This is a genomic window from Gemmiger qucibialis (genome assembly GCF_027689445.1).
Taxonomy (GTDB): Bacteria; Bacillota; Clostridia; order Oscillospirales; family Ruminococcaceae; genus Gemmiger; species Gemmiger qucibialis.
This window is the reverse complement of the sequence record NZ_JAQFEN010000001.1, coordinates 271,740-290,270: the sequence shown is the minus strand read 5'-3', so window position 1 is coordinate 290,270 and position 18,531 is coordinate 271,740. Positions and strand designations below refer to the sequence as shown.

Here is an 18,531-nt window from a genome sequence, read left to right as displayed (position 1 = left end):
CTGTTAAACATCAGAACACATTGGCGTTGTATGTGCTGCTGCAGCTGCCGCGCTTGCGGTGGTGTAACAAACCTTTTGCGGGGCGGCATAATTGGCGCTGACCCACCGGGAAAAGCCGGCGAGCCGGCATCAAGGAGGCCCGAGGTGGGACTAAATTCCGCAAAGGGGGATGCAGTAAAAATGAATGAAATTGTATCACTGAAAGACATTGTCGTCGATTTTGACGGGGAAAGAATCCTGGACGAACTTTCCCTTGACATCCACGATAAGGAGTTTGTTACGTTCCTTGGCCCTTCCGGCTGCGGCAAAACAACCACCTTGCGTGTGATCGCCGGGTTTATTACCCCAAAATCGGGCAATGTCTTTTTCGATGGCAAGGATATCGCCTCGGTACCGCCGTATAAGCGGCAGGTGAATACCGTGTTCCAGAAATACGCACTGTTCCCGCACCTGAACGTGTACGAAAATGTGGCCTTTGGCCTGCGGCTGAAAAAGCTGCCGGAGGAAACCATCCGCCCCAAAGTGCTGGAAATGCTGGAAACCGTGGGCCTGCGCGGCTTTGAGCGCCGCAGCATCAACCAGTTGTCCGGCGGCCAGCAGCAGCGCGTGGCCATTGCCCGCAGCCTGGTCAACCAGCCCCGTGTTCTGCTGCTGGACGAACCGCTTGGTGCTTTGGACCTGAAGCTGCGCAAGGAAATGCAGCTGGAACTCAAACGCCTGCAGCGTGAGATGAATATTACCTTTGTGTACGTTACCCACGATCAGGAAGAAGCTCTGACCATGTCCGATACCGTTGTTGTCATGAACAAGGGCAACATCCAGCAGATCGGCAGCCCGCAGGATATTTATAACGAGCCGCGCAATGCCTTTGTTGCCAAGTTCATCGGAGATTCCAACATTGTGGACGGCATTATGGAAAAAGACTTCCTTGTCAGCTTTGGCGGGCAGGAATTTGCCTGCGTGGACCGCGGCTTTAAGCCGCGCGAGCCGGTGCAGGTGGTTGTCCGCCCGGAGGACGTGGATATCGTTCCGCCGTCCGCCGGCAAGCTGACCGGCCTTGTGCGCGAGGTGATCTTCAAGGGCGTGCATTTTGAAATGCACGTTGACGTGGAAGGCAAAGAATGGCTGATCCACTCCACCCAGGCCAGCCAGCCGGGCGAGCTGATCGGCATGAACATTGGCCCGGATGAAATTCACATCATGTCCCGCGAGGAGGTGTGATGGGATGCTGCGTTCCAAAGCTTCGCGCTGGGCTGCCGCGCCGTACCTGGTGTGGATGGTCCTGTTTATTGTGGTGCCGCTGGGCATTGTTGTGTGGTATGCCCTGACCAATAGTGACGGCCAGGTTACCCTTGCCAACCTGACCAGCATTGGGCGGTACGCCTCGGTTTTTGGCCGCAGCCTGCTGCTTGCGGCGGAGGCCACGATCATCTGCCTGGTGCTGGCGTTCCCGGTGGGGTATTTCCTCAGCCGGCTGCGCGCCAATAAACAGCATATTATGCTGATGCTGGTCATGCTACCCATGTGGATGAACTTTTTGCTGCGCACCTATGCGTGGATGACCCTGCTGGAAAAAAACGGCCTGATCAACAAGCTGTTGGGCCTGTTCGGCATCGGCCCCTTTAATATGATCAATACCTCCGGCGCCGTGGTACTGGGCATGGTGTATAACTACCTGCCGTATATGATCCTGCCGCTGTATACCGCCATGACCAAGATCGACAATTCTGTGGTGGAAGCTGCGCAGGACCTGGGAGCCAATGTGTTCCAGATTTTAGGCCGCGTGCTGATCCCGCTGAGCAAGCCCGGCATTGCCACCGGCATTACCATGGTGTTTGTTCCGGCGGTTTCCACCTTTATTATCAGCCGTATGCTGGGCGGCGGCGCTAACCTGCTGATTGGCGACTTGATCGAGCTGCAGTTCCTTGGCAACTCTTACAACCTGAATCTCGGCTCTGCCATGAGCCTTGTGCTGATGGTGATCGTTCTGCTCTGCATGAGCTTTACCTCCAGCTTTGACGAAGAGGAAATGGAGGGTGTGATGTAATGAAAACACAGTATAAGCATTTGTTGCAGCGCACCTACCTGGTGCTGGTGTTCGGTTTTATGTACCTGCCCATCGCGGTCCTCATCGCCTACAGCTTTAACGAAAATAAGAGCCGTGCGGTATTTACCGGTTTTTCCTTAAAATGGTATGCCAGCCTGTTCCATAATGAGATGATCCTTTCCGCTTTGGGGCTTTCACTGGTATTGGCATTTGTTTCGGCTATCATTGCCACGGTGCTGGGCACCCTGGCCACCATCGGCATCAACTCCATGAGCCGCAAGGCACAGCTGATTATCAATAACATCAGTTATGTCCCGGTTGTCAACCCGGAAATCATCACCGGCGTTTCCCTCATGCTGCTGTTCGTCATCGTGCAAAAAATGGGAATTGGCGGCGAAAATGGCGTGTTCGGCTGGATCACCCTGCTGATTGCGCACATTACGTTCAATGTGCCGTATGTTATTTTTAATGTCGGCCCCAAGCTGCGCCAGCTGGACGGCAGCCTGTACAATGCCGCCCTGGACCTGGGCTGCACCCCGCGCCAGGCGTTCTTCAAGGTCATTCTGCCGCAGCTCAGCCCGGCCGTCATGTCGGCATTTTTGATCTGCCTGACTTACTCCATTGATGACTTCATGATCTCCTACTTCAACTGCGGCACCATGCAGACCCTGCCCATTGCCATCTACTCCATGACCCGCAAAAAGGTCAGCCCGGAGATCAACGCGCTGTCTGCCATCATATTCCTGGTCATTCTGGCAATCATCCTTACCTCCAACGCTATGGATTCCCGCGCCTACAAGCGTAACCAGAAGGCCATCCGCCGCGCTGCGGCCGAACAGTAAAGGGGGGTAAGCAGAGATGAAACAGTTTACCCGCGCGGTTGTCAGCGCTGCCTTGTGTGCAGCCCTAAGCCTTGCCTGCACCCTGCCTGCTTTTGCAGAGGAAGGGGAGATGCTGGAGGTCAACGAGGATATCTCGGTTTCTGCCGATTACGATTGGACCCGCTTTGCCAACGATCATCTGACCCTGAACGTGTATAACTGGGGCCTGTATATCTCGGATGGTTCCGATGACAGCGTGAACGTGATTTCGGCCTTCGAGGACCTGACCGGTATCAAGGTCAACTATACCACCTTTGACTCCAACGAGAGCCTGTATGCCAAAATGAAATCCGGCGGCGCCAGTTATGATGTGATTGTGCCGTCTGACTACATGGTAGGCAAAATGATTGCCGAAAACATGCTGGCCGAGCTGGATTACGATAACATCCCCAATATGGCCAACATCGGCGAGAATTACCTCGGCTGGAGCTATGACCCTGATAACACTTACAGTGTGCCGTATACCTGGGGCACCACCGGCATTATTTATAACACCACCATGGTGGAAGAACCGCCCACATCCTGGGCGGACCTGTGGGATGTGGAGTACGCCGGTAATGTGCTGATGTTCAATAACTCCCGCGATGCTTACGCTATTGCAGCTAAAAAGATGGGCCTTTCGCTGAACCCTTCCAGCGTGGAAGAAGTAGACGACGTAATGAAAGAACTGCAGGCTCAGAAATCTGTAGTGCAGGCCTATGTTATGGATGAGATCTTCGATAAAATGGAAGGCGGCGAAGCTGCCATGGCCCCGTATTATGCGGGCGATGCCCTGACCATGATCGATGAAAACCCGGATCTGGCGTTCGTTTCGCCGGAGGAGGGCGTCAACTTCTTTGTGGACAGCATGTGCATCCCGGCTTCCAGCAAACATAAGGAAGCCGCCGAAATGTTCATCAACTTTATGTGTGAACCGGATGTCGGCTACCAGAATTGTGACTTCATCGGCTACTCCACCCCCATCACCGAAGTGTGGGAGCGGCTGGACGATGATTTGAAGTACAGCCCGATCGCTTACCCCAGCGATGAAGTGATGAATAAGGCGGAAGTCTTTGTGACCTTGCCGGATGACATCAACGCCGAAATGGACGCTAAATGGAGTGAGATGAAGAGCTACGATGAATCCGGCAGCGGCTGGCTGATCGTGGTGTTCCTGCTGGGGGCCATTGCAATTTCCGGCTTTAACATCTGGCGCAAGATGCGCAAAAAGGTGCAGGACAATTATTAAGCAGCCCGGCACCGCTTAAAATCAATTTGAAACACAAGCCCCGATTTGTCCTTTGTGATGAACCGGGGCTTGTGTTATACTATAAAAAAGATTTGTGTGCAAAAACAATGCAGATGAATAGAGGGCAGAGAGATGAAATACACCCAGGAATATAGGATCTACGAAAATGATGTTGACTTCCGCAAAATGGCAACCCTTGGCACCCTGCTGCGCTACTGCCAGCAAATTGGCGCCGAGGATGCGGAACATTACGGCATTACCCCGGAATTGTATGCCAGCACCCACACGTCTTACGTGCTGGCCAAGCTGGCTCTGCACATTACCCGTACCCCGCGCGTGGAAGAAACCATTACCGTGCAGACCGAGCCGGAAGCCCTGCACCGCGCCGTCAACCGCCGCTTTACCACCTTTTGCGATGCACAGGGCAGGGAAGAAGCGTGTGTGGACAGCCGCTGGGTGTTGATTGATACTGACAAGCGGATGATCCTGCGCAAGCACCCGGAAGGTTTCCCCACAACGGGCTGGGTGGATAAGCTGGACCGGGAACTGCCCATCAAGCTGACAAAAGTCAAGCGGGAGGATTGTGAAGAGCTTGGCACCCATCGCGCTGTGTACAGCCGGTGCGATCGGAACGGCCATATGAACAATACCGTGTATGCGGACCTGATCTGTGATGCGCTGCCACTGGAAGTATGGCGGACCCACACTGTAACGGATGTGATCCTGTATTATCACAAGGAAGTACCCATGGGCGAAAGCACCCGCCTGTACCGCGCCGCAGTGGGCGAAAACCGCTGGTATATGGCCGGGTGGCAGGGGGATACCTGCAACTTTGAAGCCGAAATTACCCTGGCACCCCTGCAGGATAACGCGGATTGACGGGGCAACAAAGAGAAGGATGAAGCGTTCACACAAAAAACACAAAATTGGTTACAAATCTTTTACAATTTGGCCTTGACAAAAGGTTTCAAAAAGGTTACAATTTAGTTGCAAGCGAAAGATAAATATTAACAAATCTTTTTCATGTGTTCTTCTCCTCCTTTCTCAAATCCCCGCCTTTCCCTCAGGCGGGGATTTCCTTTTGTGTAGGTTTTTTATAGCGGGAACATCACGGCCTGATTGTGATGAAGTTGAACAATAACAGCGCTGTTTCGTAAGATGCTAACGGGATTCCATGCATTTTAAAAGCACGCTTTGCAAAACCGCAGCAACAAAAAGTGTAAAAAGCAAAAATAAAGGGTGTGCAGCAAACCGTTCGCTGCGCACCCTTTTGTGTTTTGGTTGAGGTTGTTCCAAATTGTTACAATTTGCCGCTCATTTGGCAGCTTTTACCAGGCCGGTCATTTCATCGGCGGTCAGCCCGGTGCCGTCTTCGCGGTAAATGCCGATGGAGTAGGTATAGTCCCCGTCCAGCCAGGTGGCAAGCTGAACCTGGCCGTCGTTGCCCTGCAGGGTCACGCTGCGGCCGTCAACATCAACGGCATTGCTTTCCGCATACTGGTTGTAATCTCCGCTGATGTCATCGCTGCCGGGGGCCTTGCGCAGGCAAAGGCGGGCATTGCCGGAGCTGTACTGCACCTCGGTCAGCTGCTCGCTTTCCAATACGGCAATGGTAACGTCCGGGTAGCCATCCACGGAGTCGGGCACGGTAAAATCGTACCCGGTCAGGGCGGCGGCATCCGCCAGGGTGGTGCAGCCGGTCCACGGGTTGGGGATTTGAGCGGTATCACTGGTGGCGCTGCTGGAAGCGCTGCCTGCAGTGCTGGCGGCATCGGAAGCGGCAGGCTGGCTGCAGGCGGCAAGGCTGACAGCCAACAGGGCAGAACAAGCAAGCAGGGTGGTGTGTTTGATAAAATTGATGGAATGGATATTTTTCATGGTATTCAAATTCCTTTCGTAATAAACGCTTTTTGCGGGAGAGCCTTGGAAAATTTTTTCAGGCAAACACCTTTAGGGCAACACCGCACAATTCCCGCCTGACGGCTTAAGCACCGCTCCGGCGGCTGCGGCACGGCATCTACGTTGCCAAAATGCTCGATAATACACAAAGTATTATCTGCGCTTTTGGCTTAGCATCTGCCGCACCTCGCTCGCCGTATCGGCACTTAGAATTATGCGGTATTGCCTTAGCATTTTCCCAGGGGGTATCTGAAACGTCGAAAATATCGTCTATTTCTGCAAACGCAGCCGGATTTTGCGTTAAAGTGCCTTGAATCCTGCTTGTGTTTGTGGAATATCCGTCATTTCCTTTGCTTTCAGGTACACCTTAAATGTAAGCTCATAAATAGGGGAAAGCACGAGCCGGCATTCGGTTTTCCCGTCCCTTCACGATCAAAAACGTCAAAAAGGCCCGCGTTGTTACACGGCAAAATAAAAAAATAAGGGAAGGCCGTTTCCCACAGCTTTCCCACAAAATAATTTCTTCAATCAAGTTGCGCTTGCCTTTTCCACCGTGGCCTGCACCATCCGCAGCTCTTCTGGGAAAATGCAGCTGTTCAGCGCGCCGTTCTCCACATCGCGCAAACAGTCGGCAAGGGGCATCCAGCGCACGGCGCTGATCTCCTCTTTTTGCAGCGTAAATTCTTCGGCATCACGGTCCAGCCAGAGCAGGTACACATTGCTGACCTGGTTATCCTTGAACGGTTTGCCGTGGAACACCGCGGAAAACTGGAAGCTGCGCTGCCCGCACAAAATCAGGTCCTGCGGCTGGGCGGTTACGCCAAGCTCTTCTTTCAACTCCCGCAGGGCGGAATCCACAAAGCCCTGCCCGGCCGGGATATGTCCCGCACTGGAAATATCGTAACAGCCGGGGAAAGAATCTTTCTCGTCACTGCGCTTTTGCAGCAGAACTTCCAGCACGCCGTTTTTGCGGCGTACCAGCCACACATGGCTGGTACGGTGGCGCAGCCCAAGGCGGTGCGCCTCGCTGCGCGGCACAGCCCGGCCGAGGGGGTCGCCCTGCTCGTTGACCAAATCCAGCATTTCTTCCATGGTGTTTCCTCCCTGTCCCTCAACATCCTATGTTCGAATCTCGAATTATAGGGCAATACCGCATAATTCTAAGTGCCGATACGGCGAGCGAGGTGCGGCAGATGCTAAGCCAAAAGCGCAGATAATACTTTGTGTATTATCGAGCATTTTGGCAACGCAGATGCCGTGCCGCAGCCGCCGGAGCGGTGCTTAAGCCGCAAGGCGGGAATTGTGCGGTGTTGCCATAGGCATTATAGCACGCCGGATCCCGCTTGTCACCCACTGGCGGCGGGGGCGCTGCGCGGTTCGGCAATGTTGGCGCAAAACACAAACACCGCGCGGCACACGGCGGCGGTGGCGGTGGTGCTGGCAAAATCGCGCTCGCTTTCAATCACGGCATCGGGGTAATCCTGCAATAATTGCAGGCGGGCGCTGCGCCGTGCCAGAGCTGCGGCGGTTTCGGGGGTGAAAGTCTGCTCCTGTGTTTCCCGTGCCCAACAGGTGGTTTCCTGCACGCAGCCGGGCAAAGCCAGCCGCCCCAGGCGCAGCGGCAGCCAGCGTACGCGGGGCGGAACATCCTCCGGCAGTGCGCCGGACCCCGGCAGCTGCCAGCTGCGGCCCAGCAGGGTTAGGGTGCGGCGTTCCGCGCAAGCGCCGGTCAGAACCGGGCGCTGCTGGGTGAACGCCTGCTGCCCGGTGTAGGCCAGCCGCACCCGCGCTGTTACGGTGCCGCTGGCGGGCTGGGGCACGGGCGCACCGCTGCGGTCCAGCTTTTCCGCAGCGGCCAGCAGCATGCCGTTGCCAACATATTGGCCCGGCTGCACCTGTGCAAAACCGCTGGCAATGTTTACGGCAAGCACCTCGCCGCCTGCACGGGCATAAAGCCCGGTGTTCTGGGCGGGTGGTTCCGCATGTGCCTGCTGGAGGGGCGTACCCTCGGCGGTCAGGCAGCCACCGGTAAAATTCAGGCTGACCCAGCCAAAATCACCGCTGGCTTCCAACAGCTGCTGCGCCTGGGCCAGCTCCGCCTGGCTGGGGCGGCAACCCTCCCAGATGCCGCTCTGCGCCAGCAGTGTGCGGATGCTTTCCTGTTGGGGAATGGTCAAAAGTTCCAGATCCATGCACCACAAAAAGCCGCCCAGCCAGTGCAGCAGCACAAAAAACAGGCCGATGCCCGCCAGAATGCCGGGGCGGCGCAGCAATCGCTCTGCTAATGGACCGGGGCCGCGCCGCTGCATTTGGATCACCTGCCACCCGCCCGCACCGGCCAGCTGGCAGAGCTTGGCCCAGCCGGCGCCGGACACCACGGCGGTAAAGCCGTCTGCCTGCGGGGCAATGCGTTCCAGCTTCAACCCGGCTTGGGCGGCTTGGCCCAAAAGGCGCTGCGCCCCGCGGCCGCGCACACAAAACCGAATGCTATCTGCTGCCTGAATGCGGCGCTTCATTGGCGTCAACCTCCCACTTGGGTGCAAAATCAATGCGGGCCACCCGCCCGGCAACCGTCAGCCGTTTGCCGTTCAGCGATTCTATTCGCAGCGCAGTGCCATAAAATGTAATAACCGTGCTGCCCACATCCAGCGTGATCTTCTGTGGGGCAAAATCCAGCACCCGGCGGCAGCCATCGGTAACAATGTGCCCGGAGCGGATCTCCAAATCCGGCAGACGGTAAAAATCGGCGTCCGGCTGGCGCAGCAGGTCGTGCAGGGTGGGGGCCGGGGTGCGGCGTTTGGACCGGCGGCGTGGGTGCTGCTTCATGCCAGACCGCCTCCTTTCGTCTGCCGGGGAACACACATGCGAGGATCATTCACCCCAATATACGGCAAAGGCGGTGCAGATATGAAGCAAAAATCAAGCCAAATGCGGTTTGCCCCCTGGCCGGTGGTGCAGGCCGCACTGGCGCTGGCATTGAGCGGCCTGCTGCTGGCCCGGCCCCAGGCAGCGGCGCAGGGCTTTGCGGCGGGGCTGAAGCTCTGCGGCGGCAGCCTACTGCCCGCGCTGTTCCCACTGTTTGTGGTGTGCGGCCTGCTGGGGCCGCTGGCACCGGCGCTGGGGTGGCCGCTGCGGCCTTTGATGCGGCTGTGCGGGATCCGCAGCCCACGGGCCCCGGCGGTGCTGGTGCTGGGCTGGTGTGGTGGATACGCGGTGTGCGCCCAACAGATTGCAGCATTGCGCAAAACGGGGGAACTGCCCCCGCGGGATGCCGCGCTCCTGCTGCTGTTGGGCTGCTGTTCCGGCCCCGGCTTTGTGGTTGGCTGCATTGGGGGGCAGCTGTTTGGCAGCGTGGCGCTGGGGCTGCTGCTGTATGGCTTGCAGCTGGCAGCCAACCTTGCTGCCGCAGCCTGCCTGGTGCTATTTTTGCCAAAGCAGGAATTGCCAGCTGGGCAGGGGAGCAGTCAACAAAAGAGCGTGACCTTCCCACAGGCCATCAGCAATGCGGTGCAAAGCAGCCTGACGGTGTGCGGCTGCGCGGTGTTCTGCCGCGTGGTGGGCAGTGTGTTGGGGCAGGGGATGCCTGATGGTGCGCGGCCTTACCTGAACGCTGCGCTGGAAATCTCCGCAGGCTGCGCAGATTTTGCCGCTGCAGGCAGCGTGGCGGGGGTGTGCCTGTGTCTGAGCCTGCTGGGGGCATCGGTGCTTGCCCAGCTGGCGGCGCTGCTGCAGGGGACGGTGCCGCTGGGGCTGCTGCTGGCCGCACGGGTGCTGCATTTTATGTTTTTGCAGGGGCTGCTGCACTTGTGCATTCCGCTGGTACCGGGGCAGGCGGCTGTGTTCACCAGTCTGGCCCCGCAGGTGGTCGTTATGAAGCGTACCGCGTGGGATACGGCGCTGGCAATTGCATTCTTTTTGTGCGCTGCACTGTATCAACTTTACAAAACCTGCCAAAGCTCTTATAATAATACTATTCCGGCAGCGCACCGCAGCCGTGCAGACGGCCCGCGGTGAACCGCTGCCAAACCTTGCAGTATTGGAGGAAAGCGGATGTTCAAAAAGCCGCCCTATGGCACAAAAATCTCTCCGGCGTGTGCTTACTGCACCCACGGCTCTCCGGCGGCTGACCAGAAAATGGTTCTGTGCAAAAACCGGGGCGTGGTTTCGCCCTATTTTGCCTGCCGCAAGTTCCGGTATGACCCGCTGCTGCGCGTGCCGCACCGGCAGGAACTGCCACATTATGACCCCAAAGATTTCAGCCTGGAGGACTGATATTTCATGCCCGATTTGAAAAACGTACCACCCTCGCCGCGCCCCCGCCGTTTGAGCCAGCTGAAAGATGCCTGGAAGAACAAGCGCTCGGTTACCATCGTTTACCTGTTGCTGCGTGCCTCGGTCATTCTGGTGCTGATTGCCCAGATTTTTAACCGCAACTTTGAAAATGTCTTTTTGTGTGTGCTGACGCTGTTCCTGTTCGGCGTGCCCAACATGGTGCAGCACCGGCTGGACATTGAACTGCCAAATACGCTGGAAATTATCATCCTGCTGTTTATCTATGCGGCAGAAATCTTGGGCGAGATTAACGCCTATTACGTTACCTTCCCCTATTGGGATACCGTGCTGCACACCCTGAACGGCTTTTTGTGCGCGGCCGTCGGGTTCTCTTTGCTTGATATCCTCAACCGGGAGGAAAAGATCGGCTTTTCGCTCTCCCCGCTGTACCTGGCCATTGTGGCATTCTGCTTTTCCATGACGGTTGGCGTGATCTGGGAATTTTTTGAGTGTACCATGGACCAGCTGTTTTTGCTGGATATGCAAAAGGATACCGTGGTCAACACCATTGGCAGCGTGATGCTGGACCCCACCGGCGGTAACAATCCCGGCGTCATCCGCAATATCACGGATGTGATCGTGGTGCAAAGTGACGGCACCCAGACGGCCCTTGGTCTGGGCGGCTACCTGGATATTGGCCTGCTGGATACGATGGAGGACCTTTTCGTCAACTTTATCGGTGCGCTCACGTTCTCGATTATCGGCTATTTCTATGTGCGCAGCCGCGGTAAAAACAAGTTTGCCAAGCGCTTTATCCCCGTGGTGAACGAAGAACCCCAGCCCCAAACGAAAACCACCTCTGCAGAAGACGCACCCGAAACGGAAAAAACGAAAGAATAATCAACAAAACAAGCGCCCTGTTGTGAAAAACACAGCAGGGCGCTTGAATTTTTGTACAGAAAACACAAAAATAAACCGCGAAGGATTACCAAACGGAACCCTGCGCGGTTTATGGAGCTGGTGGCCGGACTTGAACCGGCGACCTGCTGATTACGAATCAGCTGCTCTACCAACTGAGCCACACCAGCACAACAATAATAGTATACTGGATTTTTGGCACAAGTCAAGGGGAAACGGGGCAAAAGTTGAAAAAATATTCTGGGTGGGATACTTTTGTTCACGACAACCAAAAAGGTTACAATCATCCCCTGCGTGGATTTTAACATGCAGGAGGTTAAAATTTTGTGCAACATTCATAGTTTATTTTCGACAAAACTGTGCTATAATTCAAATTGAAAGATTATGGCTATCTGTAATCTTTTGCCACAAAAACTGCAAAAACAGGCGTAAAAGCGTGCGGGCTGGCCCGGCGGCTGACGCCTGGCTGCACAGGAGGTACCATATTGGCCGAAAAATCAGTCGAATTAGACAGCATCGAACTGGCCGCCGCCATTTTTGGCAACTGTGACCAGAACGTAAAACTGCTGGAAAATGAGTTCCACGTCACGGCGGTCTGCCGCGGCTCCCTGTTAAAGTTTACCGGTGAGCCAAAAGACGTGGAAGCTGCTGTGCATGCAGTGGACGGCATGGTGACCCTGATGCAGAACCACACCCCGCTGGAGGAACAGACGGTGCGCTACTGCATCAGCCTAGCCCGCGGCGGCGAGGAAAAGCGCCTGCGGGAACTGAACGATGATTTTGTCGCCGTTACCGCCAAAGGCCGCCCCATCCACCCCAAAACGCTGGGCCAGAAAGAGTACCTCTCCGCCATCCGCGCCAACTCCATCACCTTTGGCGTGGGGCCTGCCGGTACGGGCAAAACCTACCTGGCTGTGGCCATGGCGGTCAAGGCGTTCAAGTCAAAAGACGTCAGCCGCATTATTTTGACCCGCCCCGCCGTGGAAGCGGGGGAGAAGCTGGGCTTTCTGCCCGGCGATTTGCAAAATAAGGTGGACCCCTATCTGCGCCCGCTGTATGACGGCCTGTTTGACCTGCTGGGGGCAGAAACTTTCCAGAAGCTGGTGGAAAAGCAGGCCATTGAGGTGGCCCCGCTGGCCTACATGCGCGGCCGCACGCTGGACGATGCCTTTATCATCCTGGATGAAGCCCAGAACACCACCCCCGAACAGATGAAGATGTTCCTGACCCGCATGGGCGTGGGCAGCAAAGTGGTAGTGACGGGCGATGTGACCCAGGTGGACCTGCCGGAAAAGACCCGAAGCGGCCTGGTGGATGCCCTGCATATATTAAAGGGGATTGACGGCATTGCGCAGGTTTACCTGACCGAAAAGGACGTTGTGCGCCACCGCCTGGTACAGCAGATCGTAAAAGCCTATGAGCGTGCCGCCCAGCCGCCCAAGCGGGCCCCGCAGGCCAAGCCGGAAACGGCAAATGCGTAACGGATAGAGTATAAAAATAAAAATGATTTATAAACGGTGCCCAACGGCACCGAACAAAAGCACAGTCAGGAGGCAGATTTCCTATGTCTAACAAAGTATTGATCACCAATGAGCAGAACGCGGTCAAAGTTCCTTCGGGGCTTCGCATCCTGATCCGCCGCAGCTGCAATGCGGTGCTGGAATACGAAAACTTTGACGGCCCGGCAGAGATCAGCGTGACCTTTGTGGATAACGCCCGCATCCACGAGCTGAACAAGCAGTACCGGGATAAGGATGCCCCCACCGATGTGCTCAGCTTCCCCATGGCAGAAAACGGGGAGTATGATATCGACGAGGACAACGGCTGCAAGATTCTGGGCGATATCGTGATTTCTATGGAGCGTGCCATGGAACAGGCCGAACTGTACGGCCACAGCCTGCAGCGCGAAGTTGCCTATCTGACGGTACATTCCATGCTGCACCTGCTGGGCTATGACCATGAATCCAGCGGGCTGGAAGCAGTACGTATGCGCGAAAAAGAGGAAGCTGTTCTGATGCAGCTGGGCCTGCCGCGCACCGTCAGCTACACCAACGACGAAGTGTGAGCTGTACATGAAGCCCAAGAAAAAGAATCGCATGCTGACGGACCTTGCCCGGTTTGGGCACGGCTTTGTTTACGCATGGCACGGCATCTGCGCAGCTGTTTTGGAGGAACGCAACTTCCGCTTCCACCTGTGTGCGGCACTGTATGTATTTGCCGCGGCGCACATGGCGCACATTGACGCCACCGGCGTGGCGCTGCTGGCCATCTGCGTGTTTATGATGCTTGGCATGGAGCTGATGAATTCCGCCGTGGAGCGCGCAGTGGATAAGCCGGATACCACCCACTGGTGGAGCGCCGGTGCCGCCAAAGATATGGCGGCTGGAGGTGTGCTGGTCACAGCGTTTGGTGCGGTGGTCGTGGGCATCTGTCTGTTTGGCAACGCGGCTGCTCTGAACGCCATCTGGACCAGCGTGACGGCGACGCCACTCAGCACGGCGCTTTGGGTACTTTCGCTGGTGCTGGCCTACCTGTTCACCTTCCGCCTTGGCAAGCAGGAACAGGTCAAAACCCCAAAAGAAAATAAAACCGAAGAAAAATAAGGCCCGGCTGCCCAACCGTGCAGCACGGGTGAACCCAACCGGGCCAAATAGCCCGCAGATTGCAGCAGATTGAAAGAGAAGGTACGAATGCAGAAGAACCACAATGAACCTGAAATGCCCTCCAGCGTGTTTGTGGCCCTTGTGGGCCGCCCCAACGTGGGCAAATCCAGCCTGACCAACCACCTGGTTGGCGAAAAAGTTGCCATCGTGACCCAAAAGGCACAAACGACCCGCAACCGTATTACCGGCATTATCACCAAGGGGCCGGTACAGTATGTGCTGCTGGATACCCCCGGCATCCATAAGCCGCGCAACCGGCTGGATTCCCGCATGACCCAGACCGCAGCCGCCAGCCTGAAGGATGTGGATGTGACCCTGATGCTGTTTGAGCCTACCGGGGAATTTACCGAATCCGAGCTTGGCATGGTGGAAGCCCTGCGCAAAGCAGGTCCGGCGATCGCGGTCATCAACAAGGTGGACCTGCTGAATGATTTTGCTGCGCTGGAAGCCCGCAAAAAGCAGGTGGAAGAGTTCGGTATTTTTGATGCGATCGTCACCGTTTCCGCCAAGGATGGCACCGGCTGTGAAGAATTGTTCCCGCTGCTGAAGCAGTACGCCAACCCCGGCCCGCATTACTTTGACGACGATGCTTTTACCGATATGCCGGAAAAAGAGCTGGTGGCCGAGCTGGTGCGCGAAAAAGCCCTGCTGTTCATGCGGGAAGAAATCCCCCACGGCATTGCCGTTACGGTGGAAAGCTTCAAAGAACGCCCGGACAGCGATTTGATCGACATCAGCGTGGAGATCTGCTGCGAGCGCAAGAGCCATAAGGGCATGATCATTGGCAAGGGCGGCCAGATGCTGAAAAAGATTGCCTCCGCCGCCCGCATGGATTGCGAGGAACTGCTGGGCGCCCGCGTGAACCTGCAGTGCTGGGTAAAGGTGCGCGAGGACTGGCGCGATAACGATCGCCTGCTGGATAACCTCGGTTTTGCAAAGCCGTAACAGCGGGGAGACTGCGCGAACCCTGTCCAACCACACGGTTGGACAACTTTTCCACGCATGGATCGGTATGATGGTGGCAAGCTAATCCGTAAAGGGGGCGGGCCATCATGCCAGGAAATGCTGAAACCGACGGAATCCGCGCCGCACAGTGGCAGAAATTTGTTGCCAGCGGCAGTATTTATGACTACCTTGATTACCGCAGCACTGCGCCGCAGGGCATAACCACGGGGGAAAACAATGCAGATCAACACAATGGGGCTTGTCCTGCGTGCGGTCCGGGTGGGCGAAGCCGACCAGATCCTGACAGTGCTGACACCGGGTAACGGGGTGCTGTCAGCATCCGCCCGCGGCAGCCTGCGGCTGAAAAACAAGCTGTTCAGTGCCTGCGGGCTTTTCTGTTATTCAGAATTTGCCATTACACTGGGCCGCAAAACCAATTTTATTGACAGCGCCGCTGTCAGCAAGGTGTTCCACGGGTTAAGCAAAACCGTGGAAGGCACCGCCCTGGCAGCCTATCTTTCGGAGCTGACCATCACGCTGGCGCCGGAGCCGCCGGAATCGGCGGACTGCCTGCGCCTGCTGCTGAACACCCTGTACATGACCGCTGAGCAAAAACGCCCGCTGCGCCAGCTGAAAGCCATCTATGAAATGCGCACTATGACCCAGGCGGGATACATGCCGGGGGTGCTGGCTTGCGATGTATGCGCCCGGTATGACGGCTGTGATTTTTACCTGGATCCGGTAGCGGGCCGTCTGCTGTGCGCCGACTGCGCCGCCAAAGAGCACCGCGCCCCCAACCTGGACCCCGGTGCACTGTATGCGCTGCGGCATATCTGTTTGGCAGAGGATGCCAAACTGTTCAACTTTACCCTGACGGACCAAAGCCAGCGCCGCCTGGGCCGTGTGTGTGAACAGTACGTGGCGGCTCACCTGGACTATCAGCCCAAAAGCCTGGAATTTTTGCACGGTGTGCTGGAATAACCGTGCACGATAGATGATACGATAAAACAAGATTTTTGACCCATCTGACCCAACAGGAGTAACCAATTTATCTATGGACGTTTCCTACCGTACAACCCTGGAACTGGATAAAATTATTGCCCGTGCGGTGCAGTTGTGCACCTGTGCGGAAACCAAAGAGATGATGCGCGCCATTGAGCCGTTTGCCACAACGGAGGAGGAGCGCTACGCCCTGGCTCAGACCAACGCCATCAACGCCCTGCTGCTGAAAAACGGCAGCCCGCGCTTTGGCGCTGTGCATGAAGTGCGCCGCGTGGTGGCCCATGCGGCCAAGGGCGGCATTCTTTCGATGGGCGAGCTGCTGGAAATTGCTGCAGCGCTGCGCAATTTTTCCGGCCTGGCCCAGTGGTACGGCCTGACCGACCACGATATGCTGCCCACCGATGACCTGTTCTTTGCCCTGGCTCCTCAGCCGGTGCTGGAAAAGCAGATCGGCGAGTGCATTATTTCGCCGGAAGAAATGGCCGATACCGCCTCCGTCACCCTGCGCGACCTGCGCCGCAAGATCCGCGCGACGGAGGACAGCATCCGCACCAAGCTGGATGCCATCATCAAAAACTCTACCACCAACAAATTTTTGCAGGATGCTGTGGTTTCCATCCGCAACGGCCGCTATGTTGTGCCGGTTCGTGCCGAGTACCGCGGCGAAGTCGGCGGCGTCATCCACGATGTTTCCTCCACTGGCTCCACCGTGTTTGTGGAGCCCACCGCTGTGGTGGAAGCCAACGCCCGCATTATGCAGCTGCACGCCCAAGAGCAGGAGGAAATCACCCGCATTCTGACGGCGTTCTCCGGCCAGGTGGCATCGCTGGAGCCGCAGTTCAGCTACAGCTATGACGCTATGCTGCAAATTGACCTGCTGCTGGCCAAAGCCCGCCTTGCGGTGGAGCAGAACGCCTTTATGCCGCAGGTGAACGATAGCTGCCGCTTTGCACTGAAAAAAGCCCGCCACCCGCTGATCGACAAGAAAAAGGTCGTGCCCGTGGATATTGCCCTGGGCGAAAAATATGATACCCTTGTCATCACCGGCCCCAACACCGGCGGCAAAACCGTCAGCATCAAAACGGCCGGCCTGCTGAACGCGATGGCCCAGCACGGCTTCTTGATCCCGGCGCACGAAAGCAGTACCGTCTGCCATTTTGATGAATACCTGGTGGATATCGGCGATGAACAGAGCATTGAACAGAGCCTGTCCACCTTCTCCGGCCATATGAAGCGGATCACCGGTATTCTGGAGCTGGCCGGCCCCGATACCCTGACCCTGATCGACGAACTTGGTGCCGGTACCGACCCGGCAGAGGGCGCGGCGCTGGCCGTCAGCATTCTGGAAAGGCTGCGTAAGCAGGGCACCCTGCTGATGGCCACCACCCACTACGCCGAGCTGAAAATTTACGCGCTGGAAACCCCTGGCGTGGTGAACGCCAGCTGTGAGTTTGATGTGGAAAGTCTGGCCCCCACCTACAAGCTCAGCGTGGGCGTGCCCGGTAAGTCCAACGCGTTCCTCATCAGTGCCAAGCTGGGCATTCCGGAAAGCGTCATCGATGCCGCCCGTAATCATATGTCCAACGATGATAAGCGGCTGGACAGCGTTCTGGCCCAGCTGGATGATTTGAAGCTGCAGCTGAAAGCCGCTGAGGACGAAGCCGAAAAGGCCCGCTATGAAGCAGAGCATGCCCTGGAAAGCGCCGAGAAAAAGCGTGATGCCCTGATCAAACAGGGCGAGGAAGAACTGGAAGCCACCCGCCGCAAAGCCCATGAGCTGATGCAGAATGTGCAGAACCAGGCATATGCCCTGACGGACGAGCTGCGCCGCATCCAGAAAGATGAAAAGACCAACGCCGCCGCCCGTGCTGTGCGCGCCCGCGAAATTGCCCGCAAGGATACAGAGCAGCTGCTGAACCGTACCGAGAAAAAGCAGCCCAAGCGCCAGTTTGTACCGCTGAAAGAGGTCAAGCCCGGCCAGGAGGTCGTGATCGCGGAGCTGGACCAGCACGCCGTGGTGCTTTCCCGCCCGGACAAAAACGGCATGGTGGAAGTGCGCGCCGGTATTTTGAAAACCAAGGTTCCCCTGACCGGCCTGTGCGCCCCCGATAAGATGGATAAGCGCACCCAAAAGCAGGAACCGCCGCGCACCCGCACCCATGTGGAGCTGAACCACGACCGCAAGTCCAGCATGGAGCTGAACCTGCTGGGCTACACCGTGGAGGAAGCCCTGGCCGAAGTGGACCGCTTCTTGGACCACGCCATGCTCAGCAACCAGAACACCGTGTATATCATCCACGGCAACGGCACCGGCGCACTGCGCAACGCCATCCAAAAGCACCTGCGCACCCACCGCGGGGTCAAATCCTTCCGCCTTGGCCGCTATGGTGAGGGCGAGAGCGGCGTGACCGTTGTGGAACTGAAATAACGGCGGATTTGCTTCAAAATTGAACAAAAGCGGGTGCGCTGTGAAATAATCTAGTACATTTTCCCGCATTTATCTATAGCACACGCGGCCCGCGCGTGCTATTCTATTATTAAGGGCAACACCGCACAATTCCCGCCTAGCGGCTTGAGCACCGCTTCGGCGGCTGCGGCACGGCATCTGCGTTGCCAAAATGCTCGATAATGTCGGGTTGCGGTACCCGCATCGTGCTTCTGGGGCAAAAGCCCCTC

Annotated in this window: 18 protein-coding genes and 1 tRNA gene; 14 read left to right on the top strand and 5 right to left on the bottom strand. The window is 56.8% G+C overall.

Features of this window, described 5'->3' with window-relative positions; all coding sequences use genetic code 11:
- Nucleotides 1-180: 180 nt before the first annotated feature.
- The 5 genes from potA to PG062_RS01310 all read left to right on the top strand — a co-directional run bounded on the left by potA (nt 181) and on the right by PG062_RS01310 (nt 5,035).
- Nucleotides 181-1,221: a spermidine/putrescine ABC transporter ATP-binding protein gene (gene potA / locus PG062_RS01330; protein WP_114000503.1), complete on the top strand. Its 1,041-nt coding sequence runs from the start codon at nt 181-183 to the stop codon at nt 1,219-1,221.
- Nucleotides 1,222-1,225: 4 nt separating this feature from the next.
- Nucleotides 1,226-2,047: an ABC transporter permease gene (locus PG062_RS01325; protein ID WP_270750718.1), complete on the top strand. Its 822-nt coding sequence runs from the start codon at nt 1,226-1,228 to the stop codon at nt 2,045-2,047.
- Entirely contained in the window at nt 2,047-2,889 is an 843-nt protein-coding gene (locus PG062_RS01320; protein WP_114000501.1) for an ABC transporter permease, read from the top strand. The genes PG062_RS01325 and PG062_RS01320 overlap by 1 nt, the downstream gene beginning before the upstream one ends.
- Nucleotides 2,890-2,905: 16 nt before the next feature.
- A complete protein-coding gene (locus tag PG062_RS01315) occupies nt 2,906-4,156 on the top strand; it encodes an ABC transporter substrate-binding protein (RefSeq protein WP_270750716.1) in 1,251 nt (416 codons plus the stop codon).
- Nucleotides 4,157-4,288: 132 nt separating this feature from the next.
- Entirely contained in the window at nt 4,289-5,035 is a 747-nt protein-coding gene (locus tag PG062_RS01310; protein ID WP_270750714.1) for an acyl-[acyl-carrier-protein] thioesterase, read from the top strand.
- A gap of 435 nt (nt 5,036-5,470) precedes the next feature.
- Here the strand turns inward: PG062_RS01310 and PG062_RS01305 are convergent, their stop codons facing one another.
- From PG062_RS01305 to PG062_RS01290, 4 genes are all read right to left on the bottom strand, one after another.
- Complete coding sequence (locus tag PG062_RS01305; RefSeq protein ID WP_270750712.1) at nt 5,471-6,034, bottom strand: hypothetical protein; 564 nt, start codon at nt 6,032-6,034, stop codon at nt 5,471-5,473.
- 549 nt (nt 6,035-6,583) lie between these two features.
- Nucleotides 6,584-7,147, bottom strand: a complete 564-nt coding sequence (locus PG062_RS01300) for an NUDIX hydrolase (protein WP_270750710.1) — start codon at nt 7,145-7,147, stop codon at nt 6,584-6,586.
- Nucleotides 7,148-7,401: 254 nt separating this feature from the next.
- Nucleotides 7,402-8,571 carry a sporulation protein YqfD gene (locus PG062_RS01295; RefSeq protein ID WP_270750708.1) on the bottom strand — a complete coding sequence of 390 codons (1,170 nt, stop codon included), beginning with the start codon at nt 8,569-8,571 and terminating at the stop codon, nt 7,402-7,404.
- Nucleotides 8,543-8,881 (bottom strand): YabP/YqfC family sporulation protein, encoded by a 339-nt coding sequence (locus PG062_RS01290; protein ID WP_270750707.1) that lies wholly within the window; start codon nt 8,879-8,881, stop codon nt 8,543-8,545. Before PG062_RS01290 ends, PG062_RS01295 begins: the two co-directional genes overlap by 29 nt.
- An 81-nt stretch (nt 8,882-8,962) precedes the next feature.
- Here PG062_RS01290 and PG062_RS01285 point away from each other — a divergent pair, with 81 nt between their 5' ends.
- Genes PG062_RS01285 through PG062_RS01275 form a run of 3 tightly spaced genes read left to right on the top strand, consistent with a single transcriptional unit; the run spans nt 8,963 to nt 11,227 of the window.
- Entirely contained in the window at nt 8,963-10,069 is a 1,107-nt protein-coding gene (locus tag PG062_RS01285) for a hypothetical protein (RefSeq protein WP_270750705.1), read from the top strand.
- Between the two features lie 36 nt (nt 10,070-10,105).
- Nucleotides 10,106-10,327, top strand: a complete 222-nt coding sequence (locus PG062_RS01280; RefSeq protein WP_114000493.1) for a hypothetical protein — start codon at nt 10,106-10,108, stop codon at nt 10,325-10,327.
- A gap of 6 nt (nt 10,328-10,333) precedes the next feature.
- Entirely contained in the window at nt 10,334-11,227 is an 894-nt protein-coding gene (locus PG062_RS01275) for a DUF2238 domain-containing protein (protein ID WP_270750701.1), read from the top strand.
- Between the two features lie 112 nt (nt 11,228-11,339).
- Here PG062_RS01275 and PG062_RS01270 read toward each other — a convergent pair.
- Nucleotides 11,340-11,415: transfer RNA gene (locus PG062_RS01270), tRNA-Thr, on the bottom strand.
- A gap of 315 nt (nt 11,416-11,730) precedes the next feature.
- On the opposite strand from PG062_RS01270, the gene PG062_RS01265 reads away from it, so the two are divergent.
- From PG062_RS01265 to PG062_RS01240, 6 genes are all read left to right on the top strand, one after another.
- Nucleotides 11,731-12,726 (top strand): PhoH family protein, encoded by a 996-nt coding sequence (locus PG062_RS01265; RefSeq protein ID WP_270750699.1) that lies wholly within the window; start codon nt 11,731-11,733, stop codon nt 12,724-12,726.
- Between the two features lie 83 nt (nt 12,727-12,809).
- On the top strand, nt 12,810-13,310 hold the full coding sequence (ybeY, locus tag PG062_RS01260; protein ID WP_114000491.1) for an rRNA maturation RNase YbeY: 501 nt from the start codon (nt 12,810-12,812) through the stop codon (nt 13,308-13,310).
- A gap of 7 nt (nt 13,311-13,317) precedes the next feature.
- The gene (locus tag PG062_RS01255) at nt 13,318-13,848 is read left to right on the top strand and encodes a diacylglycerol kinase family protein (protein WP_270750696.1); all 531 of its coding nucleotides are present in this window, start codon (nt 13,318-13,320) and stop codon (nt 13,846-13,848) included.
- 87 nt (nt 13,849-13,935) lie between these two features.
- A complete protein-coding gene (era, locus tag PG062_RS01250; RefSeq protein WP_270750694.1) occupies nt 13,936-14,853 on the top strand; it encodes a GTPase Era in 918 nt (305 codons plus the stop codon).
- A 237-nt stretch (nt 14,854-15,090) separates the two neighbouring features.
- Nucleotides 15,091-15,834 carry a DNA repair protein RecO gene (recO, locus tag PG062_RS01245; protein WP_114000489.1) on the top strand — a complete coding sequence of 248 codons (744 nt, stop codon included), beginning with the start codon at nt 15,091-15,093 and terminating at the stop codon, nt 15,832-15,834.
- 73 nt (nt 15,835-15,907) lie between these two features.
- Nucleotides 15,908-18,283 carry an endonuclease MutS2 gene (locus tag PG062_RS01240; RefSeq protein ID WP_270750693.1) on the top strand — a complete coding sequence of 792 codons (2,376 nt, stop codon included), beginning with the start codon at nt 15,908-15,910 and terminating at the stop codon, nt 18,281-18,283.
- The last annotated feature ends 248 nt before the right edge of the window (nt 18,284-18,531 follow it).